Annotated in this window: 20 protein-coding genes; 16 read left to right on the top strand and 4 right to left on the bottom strand. The window is 53.9% G+C overall.

Annotated features, from left to right (window positions below):
* Positions 1-143: 143 nt before the first annotated feature.
* From ACR0NN_RS07150 to ACR0NN_RS07140, 3 genes are all read right to left on the bottom strand, one after another.
* On the bottom strand, positions 144-443 hold the full coding sequence (locus tag ACR0NN_RS07150) for a hypothetical protein (RefSeq protein ID WP_480684277.1): 300 nt from the start codon (positions 441-443) through the stop codon (positions 144-146).
* The gene (locus tag ACR0NN_RS07145) at positions 440-1,186 is read right to left on the bottom strand and encodes a phage antirepressor KilAC domain-containing protein (RefSeq protein ID WP_480684275.1); all 747 of its coding nucleotides are present in this window, start codon (positions 1,184-1,186) and stop codon (positions 440-442) included. Before ACR0NN_RS07145 ends, ACR0NN_RS07150 begins: the two co-directional genes overlap by 4 nt.
* 70 nt (positions 1,187-1,256) lie before the next feature.
* Entirely contained in the window at positions 1,257-1,388 is a 132-nt protein-coding gene (locus tag ACR0NN_RS07140; protein ID WP_480684273.1) for an Arc family DNA-binding protein, read from the bottom strand.
* A gap of 121 nt (positions 1,389-1,509) precedes the next feature.
* On the opposite strand from ACR0NN_RS07140, the gene ACR0NN_RS07135 reads away from it, so the two are divergent.
* Complete coding sequence (locus tag ACR0NN_RS07135) at positions 1,510-2,469, top strand: Arc family DNA-binding protein (RefSeq protein WP_480684271.1); 960 nt, start codon at positions 1,510-1,512, stop codon at positions 2,467-2,469.
* 303 nt (positions 2,470-2,772) lie between these two features.
* Here ACR0NN_RS07135 and ACR0NN_RS07130 read toward each other — a convergent pair whose 3' ends face one another.
* Positions 2,773-3,108, bottom strand: coding sequence for a helix-turn-helix transcriptional regulator (locus tag ACR0NN_RS07130; RefSeq protein WP_480684270.1), 336 nt, complete (start codon positions 3,106-3,108; stop codon positions 2,773-2,775).
* Between the two features lie 94 nt (positions 3,109-3,202).
* Between ACR0NN_RS07130 and ACR0NN_RS07125 the strand changes: the two genes are divergently transcribed.
* The 15 genes from ACR0NN_RS07125 (at position 3,203) to ACR0NN_RS07055 (ending at position 12,629) form a co-directional block, all read left to right on the top strand.
* The gene (locus ACR0NN_RS07125; protein ID WP_480684268.1) at positions 3,203-3,439 is read left to right on the top strand and encodes a helix-turn-helix domain-containing protein; all 237 of its coding nucleotides are present in this window, start codon (positions 3,203-3,205) and stop codon (positions 3,437-3,439) included.
* A gap of 126 nt (positions 3,440-3,565) precedes the next feature.
* Entirely contained in the window at positions 3,566-3,967 is a 402-nt protein-coding gene (locus ACR0NN_RS07120) for a hypothetical protein (protein WP_480684266.1), read from the top strand.
* Positions 3,967-4,386 (top strand): putative PDDEXK endonuclease, encoded by a 420-nt coding sequence (locus ACR0NN_RS07115; protein WP_480684264.1) that lies wholly within the window; start codon positions 3,967-3,969, stop codon positions 4,384-4,386. The genes ACR0NN_RS07120 and ACR0NN_RS07115 overlap by 1 nt, the downstream gene beginning before the upstream one ends.
* Positions 4,383-5,129: a PD-(D/E)XK nuclease family protein gene (locus tag ACR0NN_RS07110; RefSeq protein WP_480684262.1), complete on the top strand. Its 747-nt coding sequence runs from the start codon at positions 4,383-4,385 to the stop codon at positions 5,127-5,129. Before ACR0NN_RS07115 ends, ACR0NN_RS07110 begins: the two co-directional genes overlap by 4 nt.
* 70 nt (positions 5,130-5,199) lie before the next feature.
* Positions 5,200-5,835, top strand: coding sequence for a hypothetical protein (locus ACR0NN_RS07105; protein ID WP_480684260.1), 636 nt, complete (start codon positions 5,200-5,202; stop codon positions 5,833-5,835).
* Positions 5,836-5,910: 75 nt separating this feature from the next.
* Positions 5,911-8,025: an AAA family ATPase gene (locus ACR0NN_RS07100; protein ID WP_480684258.1), complete on the top strand. Its 2,115-nt coding sequence runs from the start codon at positions 5,911-5,913 to the stop codon at positions 8,023-8,025.
* A 282-nt stretch (positions 8,026-8,307) separates the two neighbouring features.
* A complete protein-coding gene (locus ACR0NN_RS07095) occupies positions 8,308-8,889 on the top strand; it encodes a hypothetical protein (protein ID WP_480684256.1) in 582 nt (193 codons plus the stop codon).
* 12 nt (positions 8,890-8,901) lie between these two features.
* Positions 8,902-9,513 carry a LuxR C-terminal-related transcriptional regulator gene (locus tag ACR0NN_RS07090; RefSeq protein WP_480684255.1) on the top strand — a complete coding sequence of 204 codons (612 nt, stop codon included), beginning with the start codon at positions 8,902-8,904 and terminating at the stop codon, positions 9,511-9,513.
* Positions 9,510-9,650, top strand: coding sequence for a hypothetical protein (locus tag ACR0NN_RS07085; RefSeq protein WP_480684253.1), 141 nt, complete (start codon positions 9,510-9,512; stop codon positions 9,648-9,650). Before ACR0NN_RS07090 ends, ACR0NN_RS07085 begins: the two co-directional genes overlap by 4 nt.
* 210 nt (positions 9,651-9,860) lie before the next feature.
* Positions 9,861-10,406, top strand: a complete 546-nt coding sequence (gene nusG, locus ACR0NN_RS07080) for a transcription termination/antitermination protein NusG (protein ID WP_480684252.1) — start codon at positions 9,861-9,863, stop codon at positions 10,404-10,406.
* 233 nt (positions 10,407-10,639) lie between these two features.
* Entirely contained in the window at positions 10,640-11,296 is a 657-nt protein-coding gene (locus ACR0NN_RS07075; RefSeq protein ID WP_480684251.1) for a hypothetical protein, read from the top strand.
* A 220-nt stretch (positions 11,297-11,516) separates the two neighbouring features.
* On the top strand, positions 11,517-11,726 hold the full coding sequence (locus tag ACR0NN_RS07070) for a hypothetical protein (RefSeq protein ID WP_480684249.1): 210 nt from the start codon (positions 11,517-11,519) through the stop codon (positions 11,724-11,726).
* A gap of 115 nt (positions 11,727-11,841) precedes the next feature.
* Positions 11,842-12,021, top strand: a complete 180-nt coding sequence (locus tag ACR0NN_RS07065) for a hypothetical protein (RefSeq protein ID WP_480684247.1) — start codon at positions 11,842-11,844, stop codon at positions 12,019-12,021.
* A 3-nt stretch (positions 12,022-12,024) separates the two neighbouring features.
* Complete coding sequence (locus tag ACR0NN_RS07060; RefSeq protein ID WP_480684245.1) at positions 12,025-12,312, top strand: HNH endonuclease; 288 nt, start codon at positions 12,025-12,027, stop codon at positions 12,310-12,312.
* Positions 12,313-12,461: 149 nt separating this feature from the next.
* Positions 12,462-12,629, top strand: coding sequence for a hypothetical protein (locus tag ACR0NN_RS07055; protein ID WP_480684243.1), 168 nt, complete (start codon positions 12,462-12,464; stop codon positions 12,627-12,629).
* The last annotated feature ends 116 nt before the right edge of the window (positions 12,630-12,745 follow it).

The following is a 12,745-nucleotide window of genomic DNA, read 5'->3' as shown; positions in this document are numbered from 1 at the left end:
TCAACAGATCAAGAGAGAAATTCATATTATGTATCAAGCAAGAATAGCCGAGACCTAACTTCTAAGAATCACTATCCTTGAAAAACAAGAAAACCTCGCCGAAGCGAGGTTCTATTCTTGCTCGAATTTTGAAGGACTACTGTTCATTCAAAGTGAATGTCGGTCTTGCCCTTGCGGTCGTAGAACTTGAGTCGGTTGCCATCTTTGTGAACCCAGGCACCGAACACGCCCGGGCCCAGTGGACCGCCCCAGACAATGCCATCAACGACCGCTCCTTCCGGCGCTGATTGCTGAAGTATATCTCGGATCTCAGACATTGCTTTTCGCAGGCGCTCGATAGGGTCTTCTTCCTCTGGTTCAGATATCTCCCCTACTACCGCACCGGCGGCAACAACCGGAACCGGGGCAGATATTGCCCCGGCGATGAAGGTACGGCGTTTCATGTCAGGATTTCCCGCGCAATGCCGGGGATCAGCTTAGCCAACCGGGTTAGCCCTTTTGCGGTTACGCGAACCTGCTCCGTGACCTTTTCTGATCCATCCGGTCGCAGCACCGTGGTTGTCTTATGTTCGAGCAAGCCGATGTTGCATTTGCTTTGGTATCCGAGCCACACCGCGGCACCTGGCCGTTTGTAGATCCAGCCGTTTTGGCTGAGCCACGTGAACGCGTCCTTTGGCCGAATGCCGAGATTTTTCGCGACCTCGGTGATCGTCAGGCTGCCGTCAGTGTTTGCGATCCGGTCGAGCGCCTTCACGTCGTCCTGCATGTTTTCGATCTGCTCGACCTGGGCGTCTAGTGTCGCCTGCGCCTCGATCAGCGCCGCGGCCATCAGTTGCGGGCCGGTCAGGGTAGGGGCTTGAGCTTCCAGCTCCTGCCAACGATCGACTAGCCGGGCTGTGAACTCGGGGCTCAGTTGGGCGACGACAACATAAGTGTCGCGCTTTTCCAGCTGATACTCCGTGGTGGTGTAAATGCGGTTATTTCCGCCTGTTTCTTGCACGTCCGCCATCGGCGGTTGTGCGATTACGCCCCGATCTGCAAGGCGTTTGATGCTCCGCTTTACATCATCATGACGCTTTTCCAGAAGTTCCGCGATTTCGCGGCTGGACATGGTGAGCGGTGCAAATTGCAAAGCCGTTGTCGTTATTTGATTGAAATTCTGGGTGTTCGTTAGTAGATTCTCCATAAGAGAACTCCTTGTGCTAAGGTTTGTCTTGTTCGAAAACCGCTGCCTGTCTTGCCGGACGCAGCGGTTTTCACTTTTGGACTGCATGGTCTGCCTCCAATGACTTCATCAGGCGCAGATTGATCTCACTGGTCATTGATCGACAATTTTCTTGCGCGATCTTCTTCAGTGCTTCCCTCAGGCCATCGTTTAATCGAAGCATGAATGCGTCCTTGCGAGTTCGATTATTCTCCATTTGCGACTCCTTATCCAACGGATAGTATAGACATGCTATCCTTGGGATAGTATTGCGTCAAGCGGTTAATTAATCCACTGGATAGCATATGGCAAATGAAGAGAATCGAAAGCTGACTGATCAGTATTTGCTTCGGCTCCCGGAGGGTTTGCGGGGTAAAATAAAGCATCAGGCCAATGCGAATGGCCGCTCTATGAACTCTGAAATCCTTACTCTACTTTTGGAGCAGTATGGTTGGGAAAGAGAAGAGCGATACAATTGGTTTGATCTATATCATCTGGCGGCAGAGCAGCCGATATACAGGTTTTCTCTCTTAGGTAGCCAGATCCGATTGTGGCTTGAGGACCCCGAGATATATGGAGGTGAGAAATTCATCGCTGACATGTTTAGTCGAGCCAAATTGCTGCAAGAATTCGAGGCTGAGCTTGGCCGTCAAGGAACTTTGGCTGAAATTTCCGACCTGTTGGTTGAAGCGTTCCCAGACGACGAAATCGAAATAAGGAGCCAGGTGGGGCCGCACAGGCCAACATATAGATCAGAAAAGCACGACAGAGAGTACTGTGAGCAGTTTGCCAGCTTTCCAGATCTTATAAATGATAGATGCCGTAATCTTAATTTAACATTTCAAGAGCTTTCCTATGCTCTGGATATGCCGGAAGCGTTGCTCAATCGTTACCTCTCCGGGGTTGCCCTTTCGAAGCCTGCTATTCTTGCGAGACTTGCTAGAGCTCTGGACTTTTCCGAAGTGGCGGTGCTGGAGCATTTTGCAAGTAACAGCATAAAAGAAGACTATGAAGAAACTGTTGCGTTAGCTATAAGCCTGGATAGACCTGTAGAGCCCGGCATCGATGACTGGGCGGACCGGATCGCAGAGCATAATCGAATTGCCATGGATGCTTACTGGGAAAACTCTAAAGAGAAAGAGATAAAACGCACCCGGCCTCAAAGCACCGGCATTCGAGCTATTGACGTCAACATTGACAACAACCTGGAAGAAGATCTCGACCAGGACTATCTCCCCGAGAACGACGGGCCTCAAATGCGCTAAGCCCGGCGGCAAGAAACACTCCATCTACATCTAGGAAACAGACGCCGAAAACGCGAAGAATCACCACATATAGTATGTGAGGTGGTGCTTTAGTCGTGCCTGAATACCCGGATCACAATATGTCGCGTCTGGATGTTCTTGTAATGTTCTGCTATGAATTAGTTGCAATGTGAGAGTTGACCGGCTCGGATTTTTCCTTGAGCGCCTTTCACGATCCCCTTCCCGTTTTGACGGGTTTTGCTGCCAAAATTTAGAGAGGGGATTTTATGAATGAAACCCAATTCAACGCTATTGCTGAAAACATCAGGTCTCTTGAGGATCATCAATTTGACTGGCTTCTTCGTCGCCTTCGGGAGGAACGTCTCTTGCCATATCAATCAACGTCATCAGTTGATCCATCTTGTGCGGGGGGACATCGCGAATCATCTGTAGAAACTTCTCTTCAACTTCGGTGCGGTCGCTGAAGATATCAGACAGCGTGATACCTAGTTCCTTTGCCGCGCTCTTGTACGTCCCAAGTTTTGCGGAATCATGTTCGGTCTCAGCCCGCTGAATCGTGGGCTGGCTGACTTTCAGCAGTTCAGCCAAGTCTCGTTGGCTAAGGCCTTTAAGGTCCCGGTATCGAGCAAGATTATTCATGTCACGATATTTGCAAGAGAAGCGCGAAAAGCAAAATACACCATGTGAATAATCCTTATTGACCGCATGATACATGATATGTATCTTGCCCTTCATGATGCCACACTCAGATTCACCAAACGTTCTGGCCGCACACCTTCAGTCTGAAAACATCAGTCAGAGGGAATTTGCGCTCAAGATCGGCAGTCATCAGAGTATTGTGTCGCGGGTCGTCAACGGCCTGTTGCGGCCAACACTCGATATGGCGTTTGCGATTGAAAAGGCCACCGATGGCGCAGTGCCAGCGAAGTGCTGGCTCCTGCCGGAAGATGCGGGGGCCAAGGACAGATGACCCCCGCTGAAATGCTTTCTTACTCAAATCACTCTTCAACATACCCCCAACGTGGGCGGTCAGGACTCAATCCCCAAGGAAAAGGCATTTCCCATGGCTGACTTACGCAAGCGCATTGCCGTGCAAATGAGTGCACTTATCGATGGCCCAGCTTTCGGCTGCGGGGCTTCTGCTATCGAAGCAATCTATGCCAGCACAGGTCTGCGGGTGAGTGAGGGAACCCTGACTAAGCGCAAGCAGGGCATGCTGGGCTGGCCGGTGGATGAAGTGGCCGCACTTGAGCGCGCATCAGGCTGCTATCCAATCACCAAGCTTCTATCTCAGCGGGTCACGCCGCAAGAGGCACCACCAGCCGGTTCAATGATTTCCCACGCCGGACGGATCAGCAAAGAGGCGGGGGAGGCGGTCAACGCCATTCTCGCCGCTCAGCAATCCGATTGCGCAGAAGACCACGCCCAAGCAGAGGTGGAAATTCTTGAGGCCATAGAGGCTATGCAGCGCGCTCTTGGTGTTGTGAGGGCAAAGTGATGGGCGCTAACTCCAGACAGAAGGGTGCAGCGTTTGAACGCGATCTAGCCCGCAAGCTCTATAACGAACTAGGCATCGAGTTCAGAAGAGACCTGCGCCAATACCAGGAATCCGAACATGGGGATCTGATCGCCTCAGACGATGCTTTTCCGTTTCTGATAGAGGCGAAGGCATATGCGAAAGGCACGGACTGTAAGCCCGCTTGGTGGAAGCAGGCCTGCACAGCCGCTGAAAAATCAATGCTGCTTCCCGCAGTAGTCTGGAAATTCAACAACTTCCCAGTCCGGGTGCGTGTCGGGTTGTCGGCGCTGGCAGAGGTCTACGGCTGCACGATCAATTCACACCGCACCGTTGATCTGGACATTCCGACCTTCTGCTACTTCGCGCGCGAAATCATGAGCCGGAGGGCAGCAGTGTGAACGGGTTTCAGAAACACAGAATTACGCACCTGTCTGCGTCCAGCCTGAACCTGTGGGTTAACGCGCCGGATATCTGGGTCGCGAAGTATCTGCACGGACATAAGCAAGCGTTTGGACCGGCTCCGCGCCGCGGGCAGTGTGTGGAAACTGCCGTACATTTGGCGCTGACCGGATCTACCCTGCAGGACGCGATCGGGGTCGCTGAAAAGAAGTTCGACGAGACATTTGTTCTGGGCGACGAGAACACATCGAAAGAGCGGGCGCTGATCGCACCCATGTCGGAAATCGCTTTCGCGGAGTTGGCCCTATACGGCGCGCCAGAAGAGGGCGGAGATAGCCAGAAAAAGATCAGCATCACAGCAAAGGGCGAGGGCTGGGAAATTCCAGTTATCGGCTTTCTTGATTTTACCTTTCCTGCGCATGGGCTGGTGATCGATCTTAAGACAACCACTCGAGTCCCGTCTGTTATGTCGCCAGATCACCAGTTGCAGCGCGCCATATACGCAAAGGCTGTTGGTAATATGGCCGTCAAGTTTCTGTACGTCAGCGCAAAGAAGGCAGCGCTGCTCGAGGACGGTGATCCTGACGAGGTGCTGCGGACAGCTAAGGCGCAGATCACCCGCCTGGAGCGCTTCCTGTCGTTACACAGCGCCGACGATGCGCTGGCCTGCGTTCCACACAATCCAAGCTCTTTTTATTGGCGCGGCGATGAGGCCGCGCGCTCCGAAATGTTCGGCACATGATGCCGCATCCGCGCGGCACGGCTTGCCGCACTCCAAAGCCCCTTTGGGCAAAACTGACAAGGAAAACAATATGGCTTTTGATTTAGATACCGGCAGTACAGGAGGAGAAGGCCCCTGGCTTTCATGGTCTGCGCGCGGAACTCAGGACGGGTCTGTCCCACCACAATCATTCTACATTCGCGATGACAGCAATAAGTCTGTCTTCGATTTTACGACCGGTGTTGTGATGGACATACACAGCATGAAAACCGGCTGGCAGAAGTCTGACGGGATCGCAGGTGTTGCCCCGGACTGGAAATGGAACGCATCCGTTTCACAGATGATGCCGCAACCTGGCGATGACTACAAAAAGGGCTTTGAAATCCGTTGTGCTGTTGGCGGCGGTGCAACTGCAACCTGGCAACAGGCCGGTGCCGCTGTCTGGGGCGCATTGACCGCTCTAGCGCCACAACTTCAGCAAGGACCCGAGGGTAAGCTGCCGCTCGTGCAACTCACCGGAACGAAGCCGGTGCAGTTCAAGCGCGGTAGCACTGTCGAGCCCATCTTGGCAGTTGCGCAGTGGGTCGATCGCCCGGATTGCCTGAAGGAAGGCGCGGTGGCTGGCATTGCTTCAGGGCCGACGGCGCAGCCTGAACCACAGCCTCAGCCAGCACCGGCACCGCAGCCTGCCGCACAGGCCGCAGTGCCGACTGACGTGTCGTTCTAGTCGCTCAAAACAACATCGTCTCGGCCCGGAAGGGCCGGGGCCATCTAATCATAAAGAGCTAGGACGCGGGAAGTGGTGGCCGAAATAATTACATCCCCAGAAGAGCAGGAAATTCGCCGCGACCTCGAGTATATGACGGCGCGTTGGAATGAGCTGCCAGAGCCTGCCGTCTTTGAGGTCCGCGCATTCAAAGAAGGTGCGAGCCCTCAGATCTCCAAGTACGCGCCCGATTGGATTGACGACGCCGTTGACTGGATTACGGATCTGAACGAACTCGGCTACAACGTCTATGTTGTTCGCAATCCAATCCGGCAAGACATCACCGGCAGCGCAACCGACGCCGATATCATTGCCAGCTTCTTTCTGTGGGCTGATTGCGACGATGAGGCCAGTGCGGGCAATGTATATCGCTTTGATGGGCCTAAGTGGTCGGCAGCCGTTACCACAGGGCGCGTGCCCCACGTCCGTGTACATCCGTACTGGGCATTAAAAACACCCTGTCTGGACATGGCTGAATGGACGCAGGCCCAGAAAGCAATTGCAGCCCATTTCAGGTCCGACAACAAGGTTGTTAACCCTTCGCGCATCATGCGTGTTGGTGGAACCGTCAGCTACCCAAACAAGCAAAAACAAGAACGTGGATACATTAAAGAAACCACCACGATCCGGACGGAATATGATGAAAATCGTGATCCCGTCACAATGGAACAAATGCTGCGGCTATTTCCAGCGTCAGCACCCGCGACAGATGCACCACTGATCGATACCGGCCCCCAACCACTTGACCGTGACCGCATGACCATTCAGGCGCTATCCGGCAAAGAATGGCATGACGCGGTGATCCGCCTGGTTGGGTCTTATGTCAGCAAAGGGCTGACAGACGGCGAGATTCACGCGCTGACAGATCCGCTCACGCTGGCCGGGTATACTGTCGAACAAACACGCGCCGAGGTTCAGGTCGCTATTGACGGAGCGCGGAAGAAAGGGTGGACGCCGCAGGAACAACAACCCGCGCCGCTGACGGCTGAACAAAAAGCCGAAATACCTGCTGCTGTTTTTACTCCTTGGGTTCAAACCAACTTAATGACTATCCCGTACCCCGAGTTTGTCTATTCGGACTTTTATGCTCGGGGATACACATCGCTCACACTCGCGGCCCCCAAGGTCGGCAAATCCATGCTTGGGCTTGCGGAAGCAATGGATATGGCCACAGGGCGCGGACTCCTGACAAAACAAGAACGCGACCCCCTTCGGGTGGTCTATTACAACGCAGAAGATGACCAATCTGTTCTTAACGCCCGTGTGGCCGCTCTACTGACCCACTATCAGATTGATCAATCGGAAATAATCGATCGTTTCTGGCCAACCTCCGGCGTCGAGAACGAAGATTTCTATCTAGTGGCGGGCCAAGAGGGCATCATCAATGAAGCTCTGTTCGTCGCTATAGAAAAGTTCTGCGTTGAACAGCATGCGGATGTCTTGATTTTCGACCCGCTTCAAGATCTGTCCGCAAGTCCCGAAACAAACGAAGTGTTTCGTCTGCTAGGGCAACGCCTACGCCGCCTAGCATCATCTTGCGGTGTTAGCCTTGGCTTGATCCATCACACGCGCAAGGTCGCCCCTGGAATGCAGGCCACCATTGATGATGGTCGCGGGGGCTCGGCACTGCGCGGCACGGCTCGTTTTAATCGCATCCTGAATCCAATGACGGAAGATGAGGCGGCAAAAGCGGGCGTCGAGAACCACCGCTACTACTTCCGCATCGGTGACATGGAAAGCAACCTCGCGCCTCCGTCTGCGGACGTGAACAGGTGGTTCGAAAAGAGGTCAGTCAGTATCCCCAACGGTCGTAGCGTCGGTGCTGTGCAGCCCTGGGATTGGCCAGACGCATTTGATGGCATCTCACCCCAAAAGGCAGCGCAGGTTCGAAACGCGATTGACGGAATGTCTGAGCCGCCCCGTCAGGACGTTAGGTCAGCTAAATGGGTGGGTGAAATTGTTGCTGATATTCTAGGTTTGAACCTGACAAAAGTAACGGACAAAGAGCGTGTCAAATCTCTGATTTCTGGGTGGATCAAAACAGATGTTCTCAGGGCTACACAGGGTCAAGATAAACGCGCAGGTAGACCCGTGAACATCGTGATTGCCGGTGCAAATGACCCCCTTATCAGTGGAGGTCAGCAGTCATGATTTCCACAGTTCACCACAGTTTTCCACGGTTATCCACAGTCACAAGCGCTCGCTCTAAGTACCTTTGCAGCAGTAAGGAGCGCCGACAAAATGCAACCATTTTGGCCGCGAAAACTGTGACAAATATGCAACCTCCACAGTCACAGTCCCCTACTAACGTAACTACTGTGGTGGACCACACTCGCAAGCGTCGCCCCGCCACGCCGCCCATGGGGGCGGGTGGCATGGCAGGGCGACTTAGGCCGCCTTCCACAGTTCCACAGTTCATGGAGTTATCGGTAGATGAATAATCATCGTCCCAAACGACCCCGTCGCCAGCGCAAGGGTGACCGACTGTTAAACATCGATGCGCGCAAGTCAGAGGTCATGGTTGATCATGCCGTTGCCGGTTTCGACCGCGTGGCCTCTGAGGCCGAACGCAAGTGGGGATATGATCGACTGCCCGAGCTGGTGTCGCCGGATTTGGCTGCAAAGTACGGTGGCGCTGTTTCGTACCTGAATGAAGCCATCCGAGAAAACGACCCGACCAAGGCTGCCGCTGCTGCCTCGAATTGCATCAGGGGTATCCAGGCGATGGAGACTGAAGCAGTCACTGCTGGTCACCAGCCGCCCGAATGCGTAGCTCACTACGAGATGGACGGCTTCTCGTTCCGCATCATCGCCGACGCCGCTGACTCATCCACGCTGCCCGATGATGGAATTCAATCATTCACGCTGCGCGAAGTCGCGATCGCCCTCAAGGCGCATCTGGCATCGCCGTTGGTCGCTGAAGTCAAAGCCCAATTCCCACGCGCCGAGGTTACCAGCGTTTCCCGGCGACCACCCGTCGACTGGAAAGCCGGTGGCGATCCAATTCCGTTTTGAGAGGGTTAAGAAATGAACGCATACAATCACGCTGAATTCAGCCTCACCCACAAGCGTTCAGAGATTGACGCCAATGAGCGCCAGTTGATTGACGAGGCAATAGCAGCGGGCAAGGTTCAGAAGATCCCACAGGGGAAATCCGCATTTGCCGAAGACTACGTTTGGGAGGGTGACAAGGGCAACTCCCATGGGTTCGGTAAGTTGGTGCCAGTAAACCCGATGACACTTCAAGAGCGCCGCAAGAAGTTCAACAAGAATTTCACGACCCAAAGGAAAAAGAGCCCCGAGATTGAGTTCCGCCGCAAAGAAGTCCTACGGCTGGTCAATGAAGGATTCACCGGCCCCGAGATAGCGAAATACTTGGGCCTCAAACCCAAGACGGTTCAGGGTTATCGCGCTGACCTCGTTAAGCGCGGGCTGCTCGAAAAGTGCGTTCCGGGCGGCACTCTCAGCCAATCTCAATTAGACGATCGACGCGAAAAGGTGCGCGAATTTGTTCTCGCAGGGCGCACAAACGCGCAAATCGCGGAAGCACTTAGCTGTGGCAAGTCAGCGGTTGCGGCTGACAGGTTGTCTCTCAGGCAGGCTGGTCGATTGCCCAAAGCGGTTGGTGGCCGGTTATGACCACCACCCAGCACCTATACGCCGTCATACGCAAGTTAGGCGAACAGGTGCGCAAGCAGGCCGCAACAATACGGCGGAAGAACATCGAGATTGAAGCAAAGGACGCGCGGATAAAGCGATTGGAGGGGCAGAAGTGACATGTTCAATTTAAAGTTTGAGCGAAATGGGTACGTATCTGCAGAAGAGATTTGCACGCTCATGGAATCCATTGCGGACATTCTGGCAGAGCGATTTCACGACCTGGATCGGGAGCTTGAGGCCAACACTCAGGAAATCAAGGCGCTGAAAGAAGAACTAGCAACAGAGCGCAGGTTGCGCCTTTCAATGGCTAGGCGAGGGGCAGTGAGATGACAAACACATACGCAATCAACACAACCCGCAACAAAGAATTCGAGGTCGAGCGCGAGTTAACCGAAATGGGCCTACACCCATGGGTTCCCAAGTTCCTGGCAAGCAAGTACGTCAAGGAAAAACGCGAGACGGTTTGGTATGACCGCCCATACGTTTCAAAGCTTATGTTCTGCGTCATCCCGGCAATCTACTGGCCCGACGTTGTGGAACTGAAGCACGTTATTGGCAAACCCCTAGAGCTATCCCGCAGAGACATTGACGGCAGCAACTACGGCGTATCTGGGCTGGTGCAGTTCAAGGCTTGCGTAGAGGCCGAATACGCCGACAGAGAGCGTCTAAAGGCCAACAGCCTGTATGAATGTCAGTATCGACCGGGGCAGGCGCTTGTGTTGCTGGACGGCCCGTTCAAGGACTTCCGCGCCGTGTTCAAAGAGACAATCAAGCGGGCGCATGACGATTACCACAAGATTCGCGTAGAGGTGGCGGTGTTTGGGCGTGAATCATTGCTTGAAGTGGACCCGGATAAGCTAGGTATTGCATAGATTCACGATTTGTACTAAATATGGTTGCAACAAATAGCCCCAGTTGGGCACAGGGCGCGATGCGCTCAGCGCCGAGGATCCCGTGGATTTGCCCATGGCTCGGTACGCAACCCGGTCTCAATCTTGAGACGCAGCCGGGTGCGTAAGCAATTCAAACAGAAGGAATCAAATGGGCCGCTTGGGTGGTGGTACACCCTTGCAGCCCTAACCGCAGCGACGATGGAGCGTCACTTATGGCTAACACAGACTTAGCAGCTAAATGGCTGTTTGAAAATGACCACCAGCGCAAATCAAACCAGAATAGGCGTGTTATTTCCCTCAGCAGACGGAAGCGGTCGAGGGGGGCAAAGATTGTAGCTTATGACCCGTGGACTGGTCGCGGGGCGATCAAAAAAATGGCCGATGAGCGTGAGGCGTGGGAGCTGAGACACGGATGTGGCATTAAATCATTCTCGGAGTTTTGCAGAGATTTTATCCGCAAGAATGCCAAAGAGTCGGGGCCTGACTGTCTATTCATTCCCTTCTCTATCCCCGGTGAGCGAACAAACGTTGACTGGAACGGCAATCAGATGGACGTCGCGCGTGCGATGTGTATTTTGGCACATGGAAACCCGCAGGAGGGGCACGCAGCAAGGCATTTGTGTGGTAACGGCCACCTGTCATGCGTGAACCCGCGACATCTTTGCTGGGGGTCAGCGTCAGAGAACAGTCAAGATACCTGGTTGCACACTCATAAACCTATGACTTGGCCTGCAATACCACAGGAAGATCTAAAGCTAATCTTAGAAAGCGATTTACCTGATAAGGTCGTTGCGGTTGCTCTTCAAATACCCGCAGCACTGGTCCAGAAGGTTCGTGACGGAAGTGCGCCCTACCGAATAAAGCCCTGAGCCGGAGTTGATCACCGGCACAACCCGCCCCGCCTCTCAACGATGCGCCTCTGGGCGGGTTTTCTGGTACGCAGCGCCCGCCTGCGGAACAACGGGCACCGACCACCTGAAACAGGCACCGCGACTGATTGAGAGGGGCGAGTTCATTGAGAGCCACGGACATTCTCGCGATTATTGGTGCGTGTGCGTTAATCCTGAAAACGCTTGAGTTCGTGATCGGATGACGCCCACCAACGAGGAATACATAATCGCTGGTTTCTGTGAGGCTGTGTCGAATGATTTATCAAACATCATCACATGGGAAGCGCTGACCCAATCAGACAGGGGCGACGGTAGCCCGGCGGTTATAGGCAAGAAATTTGACGACAACATCCAGGCAGCAATCCAAGCAGGCGATTGGCTGGATAGAGTAGTGGAGCAGCACACATGACGGACGCTCAGCGCATGTGTCGCCTCATGAACCAAGCCCGTGAGGTTTATCAATCGTATCGACGGGGTGAGATAACCGCCCACGAAGCAGCACAAGCACTCAAGAGGCTTAAGCAATGACAGACATTCGCATTCTCAGCATCAAAGACACCAACGGCAACTTCGCAGCATATATCTACGCAGCAAAGAACGCTGAGGGTCATTATGACTTCGAAGACCTCGTACACATCGGCACCACACCACAGCAAGCAGGCCAGCACCTTACCACACTGCTGGAGCAGGCGCAGAACGGGTGAGCTTTGCCCGGTTGGCACAGCACATCACGACACGAACGAGGGTACGGCTACCAGTGGACAAAGCTGCGGCTGCGCATCCTACAGCGTGACGGGTATCTATGCCAACCATGCAAGCGCAAGGGCAGGCCAACACCAGCGTCTGAGGTGGACCACATCATAGGCAAGGCACAGGACGGGACAGACGACCCCGACAATCTGCAGGCCATCTGCCACGACTGTCACAAAGAAAAGACCAAGGCAGAGAACTGCCAGACAGAACAGATTGGTGAGGATGGATGGCCAGCTGTCTAGAGCATCACTGTCACGTTTGTGGGGCCAAAGTTTACCACGCCCAAGGTGAGATTCCACCGCCTTGTAAATGCCCTGAGATACAGGCTTTCTGGAACGCGACTATTCCTAGCGATCCAACTGATCCAATTGTGCTTGAGGGAATACCTTACGTGCACCGAGAAGATGGCGGCAGTTCTCTGCAACTTGAGATTACTAGCGACGAGACTGAGGTGTTTGTGCGGCTACTATCGGATGATGACGATGGAAAGCATGAAGATCTCGAATTGATGATTGGCAAGCGCCTGCGAGTGACGATTGAGGCCTTAGAGGAAGACTGACTCGCTCATCGCAAAGGGAGGGGGGGGTACCTCCATCTTCACAGCCTTCAGTCTAGGGACCGGCGGCGGGAGCCATTTTTTCACATCCACAAAATGAAAAGGCTTTTCAATGGCAG

Source organism: Ruegeria sp. BA2 (assembly GCF_056539605.1).
The sequence above is the reverse complement of the archived record's forward strand: the minus strand, read 5'-3'. Positions and strand labels throughout refer to the sequence as shown.

Excerpts from the sequence above, each read along its gene's own strand:
- ACR0NN_RS07085 (WP_480684253.1), top strand. The coding sequence starts at position 9,510 with ATGACCACCACCCAGCACCTATACGCCGTCATACGCAAGTTAGGCGAA.
- ACR0NN_RS07075 (WP_480684251.1), top strand. The coding sequence starts at position 10,640 with ATGGCTAACACAGACTTAGCAGCTAAATGGCTGTTTGAAAATGACCAC.
- ACR0NN_RS07135 (WP_480684271.1), top strand. The coding sequence starts at position 1,510 with ATGGCAAATGAAGAGAATCGAAAGCTGACTGATCAGTATTTGCTTCGG.
- ACR0NN_RS07070 (WP_480684249.1), top strand. The coding sequence starts at position 11,517 with ATGACGCCCACCAACGAGGAATACATAATCGCTGGTTTCTGTGAGGCT.
- ACR0NN_RS07095 (WP_480684256.1), top strand. The coding sequence starts at position 8,308 with ATGAATAATCATCGTCCCAAACGACCCCGTCGCCAGCGCAAGGGTGAC.
- ACR0NN_RS07125 (WP_480684268.1), top strand. The coding sequence starts at position 3,203 with ATGATGCCACACTCAGATTCACCAAACGTTCTGGCCGCACACCTTCAG.
- ACR0NN_RS07115 (WP_480684264.1), top strand. The coding sequence starts at position 3,967 with ATGGGCGCTAACTCCAGACAGAAGGGTGCAGCGTTTGAACGCGATCTA.
- ACR0NN_RS07090 (WP_480684255.1), top strand. The coding sequence starts at position 8,902 with ATGAACGCATACAATCACGCTGAATTCAGCCTCACCCACAAGCGTTCA.
- ACR0NN_RS07120 (WP_480684266.1), top strand. The coding sequence starts at position 3,566 with ATGAGTGCACTTATCGATGGCCCAGCTTTCGGCTGCGGGGCTTCTGCT.
- ACR0NN_RS07105 (WP_480684260.1), top strand. The coding sequence starts at position 5,200 with ATGGCTTTTGATTTAGATACCGGCAGTACAGGAGGAGAAGGCCCCTGG.
- ACR0NN_RS07150 (WP_480684277.1), bottom strand. The coding sequence starts at position 443 with ATGAAACGCCGTACCTTCATCGCCGGGGCAATATCTGCCCCGGTTCCG.
- ACR0NN_RS07145 (WP_480684275.1), bottom strand. The coding sequence starts at position 1,186 with ATGGAGAATCTACTAACGAACACCCAGAATTTCAATCAAATAACGACA.
- ACR0NN_RS07140 (WP_480684273.1), bottom strand. The coding sequence starts at position 1,388 with ATGCTTCGATTAAACGATGGCCTGAGGGAAGCACTGAAGAAGATCGCG.
- nusG (WP_480684252.1), top strand. The coding sequence starts at position 9,861 with ATGACAAACACATACGCAATCAACACAACCCGCAACAAAGAATTCGAG.
- ACR0NN_RS07130 (WP_480684270.1), bottom strand. The coding sequence starts at position 3,108 with ATGAATAATCTTGCTCGATACCGGGACCTTAAAGGCCTTAGCCAACGA.
- ACR0NN_RS07065 (WP_480684247.1), top strand. The coding sequence starts at position 11,842 with ATGACAGACATTCGCATTCTCAGCATCAAAGACACCAACGGCAACTTC.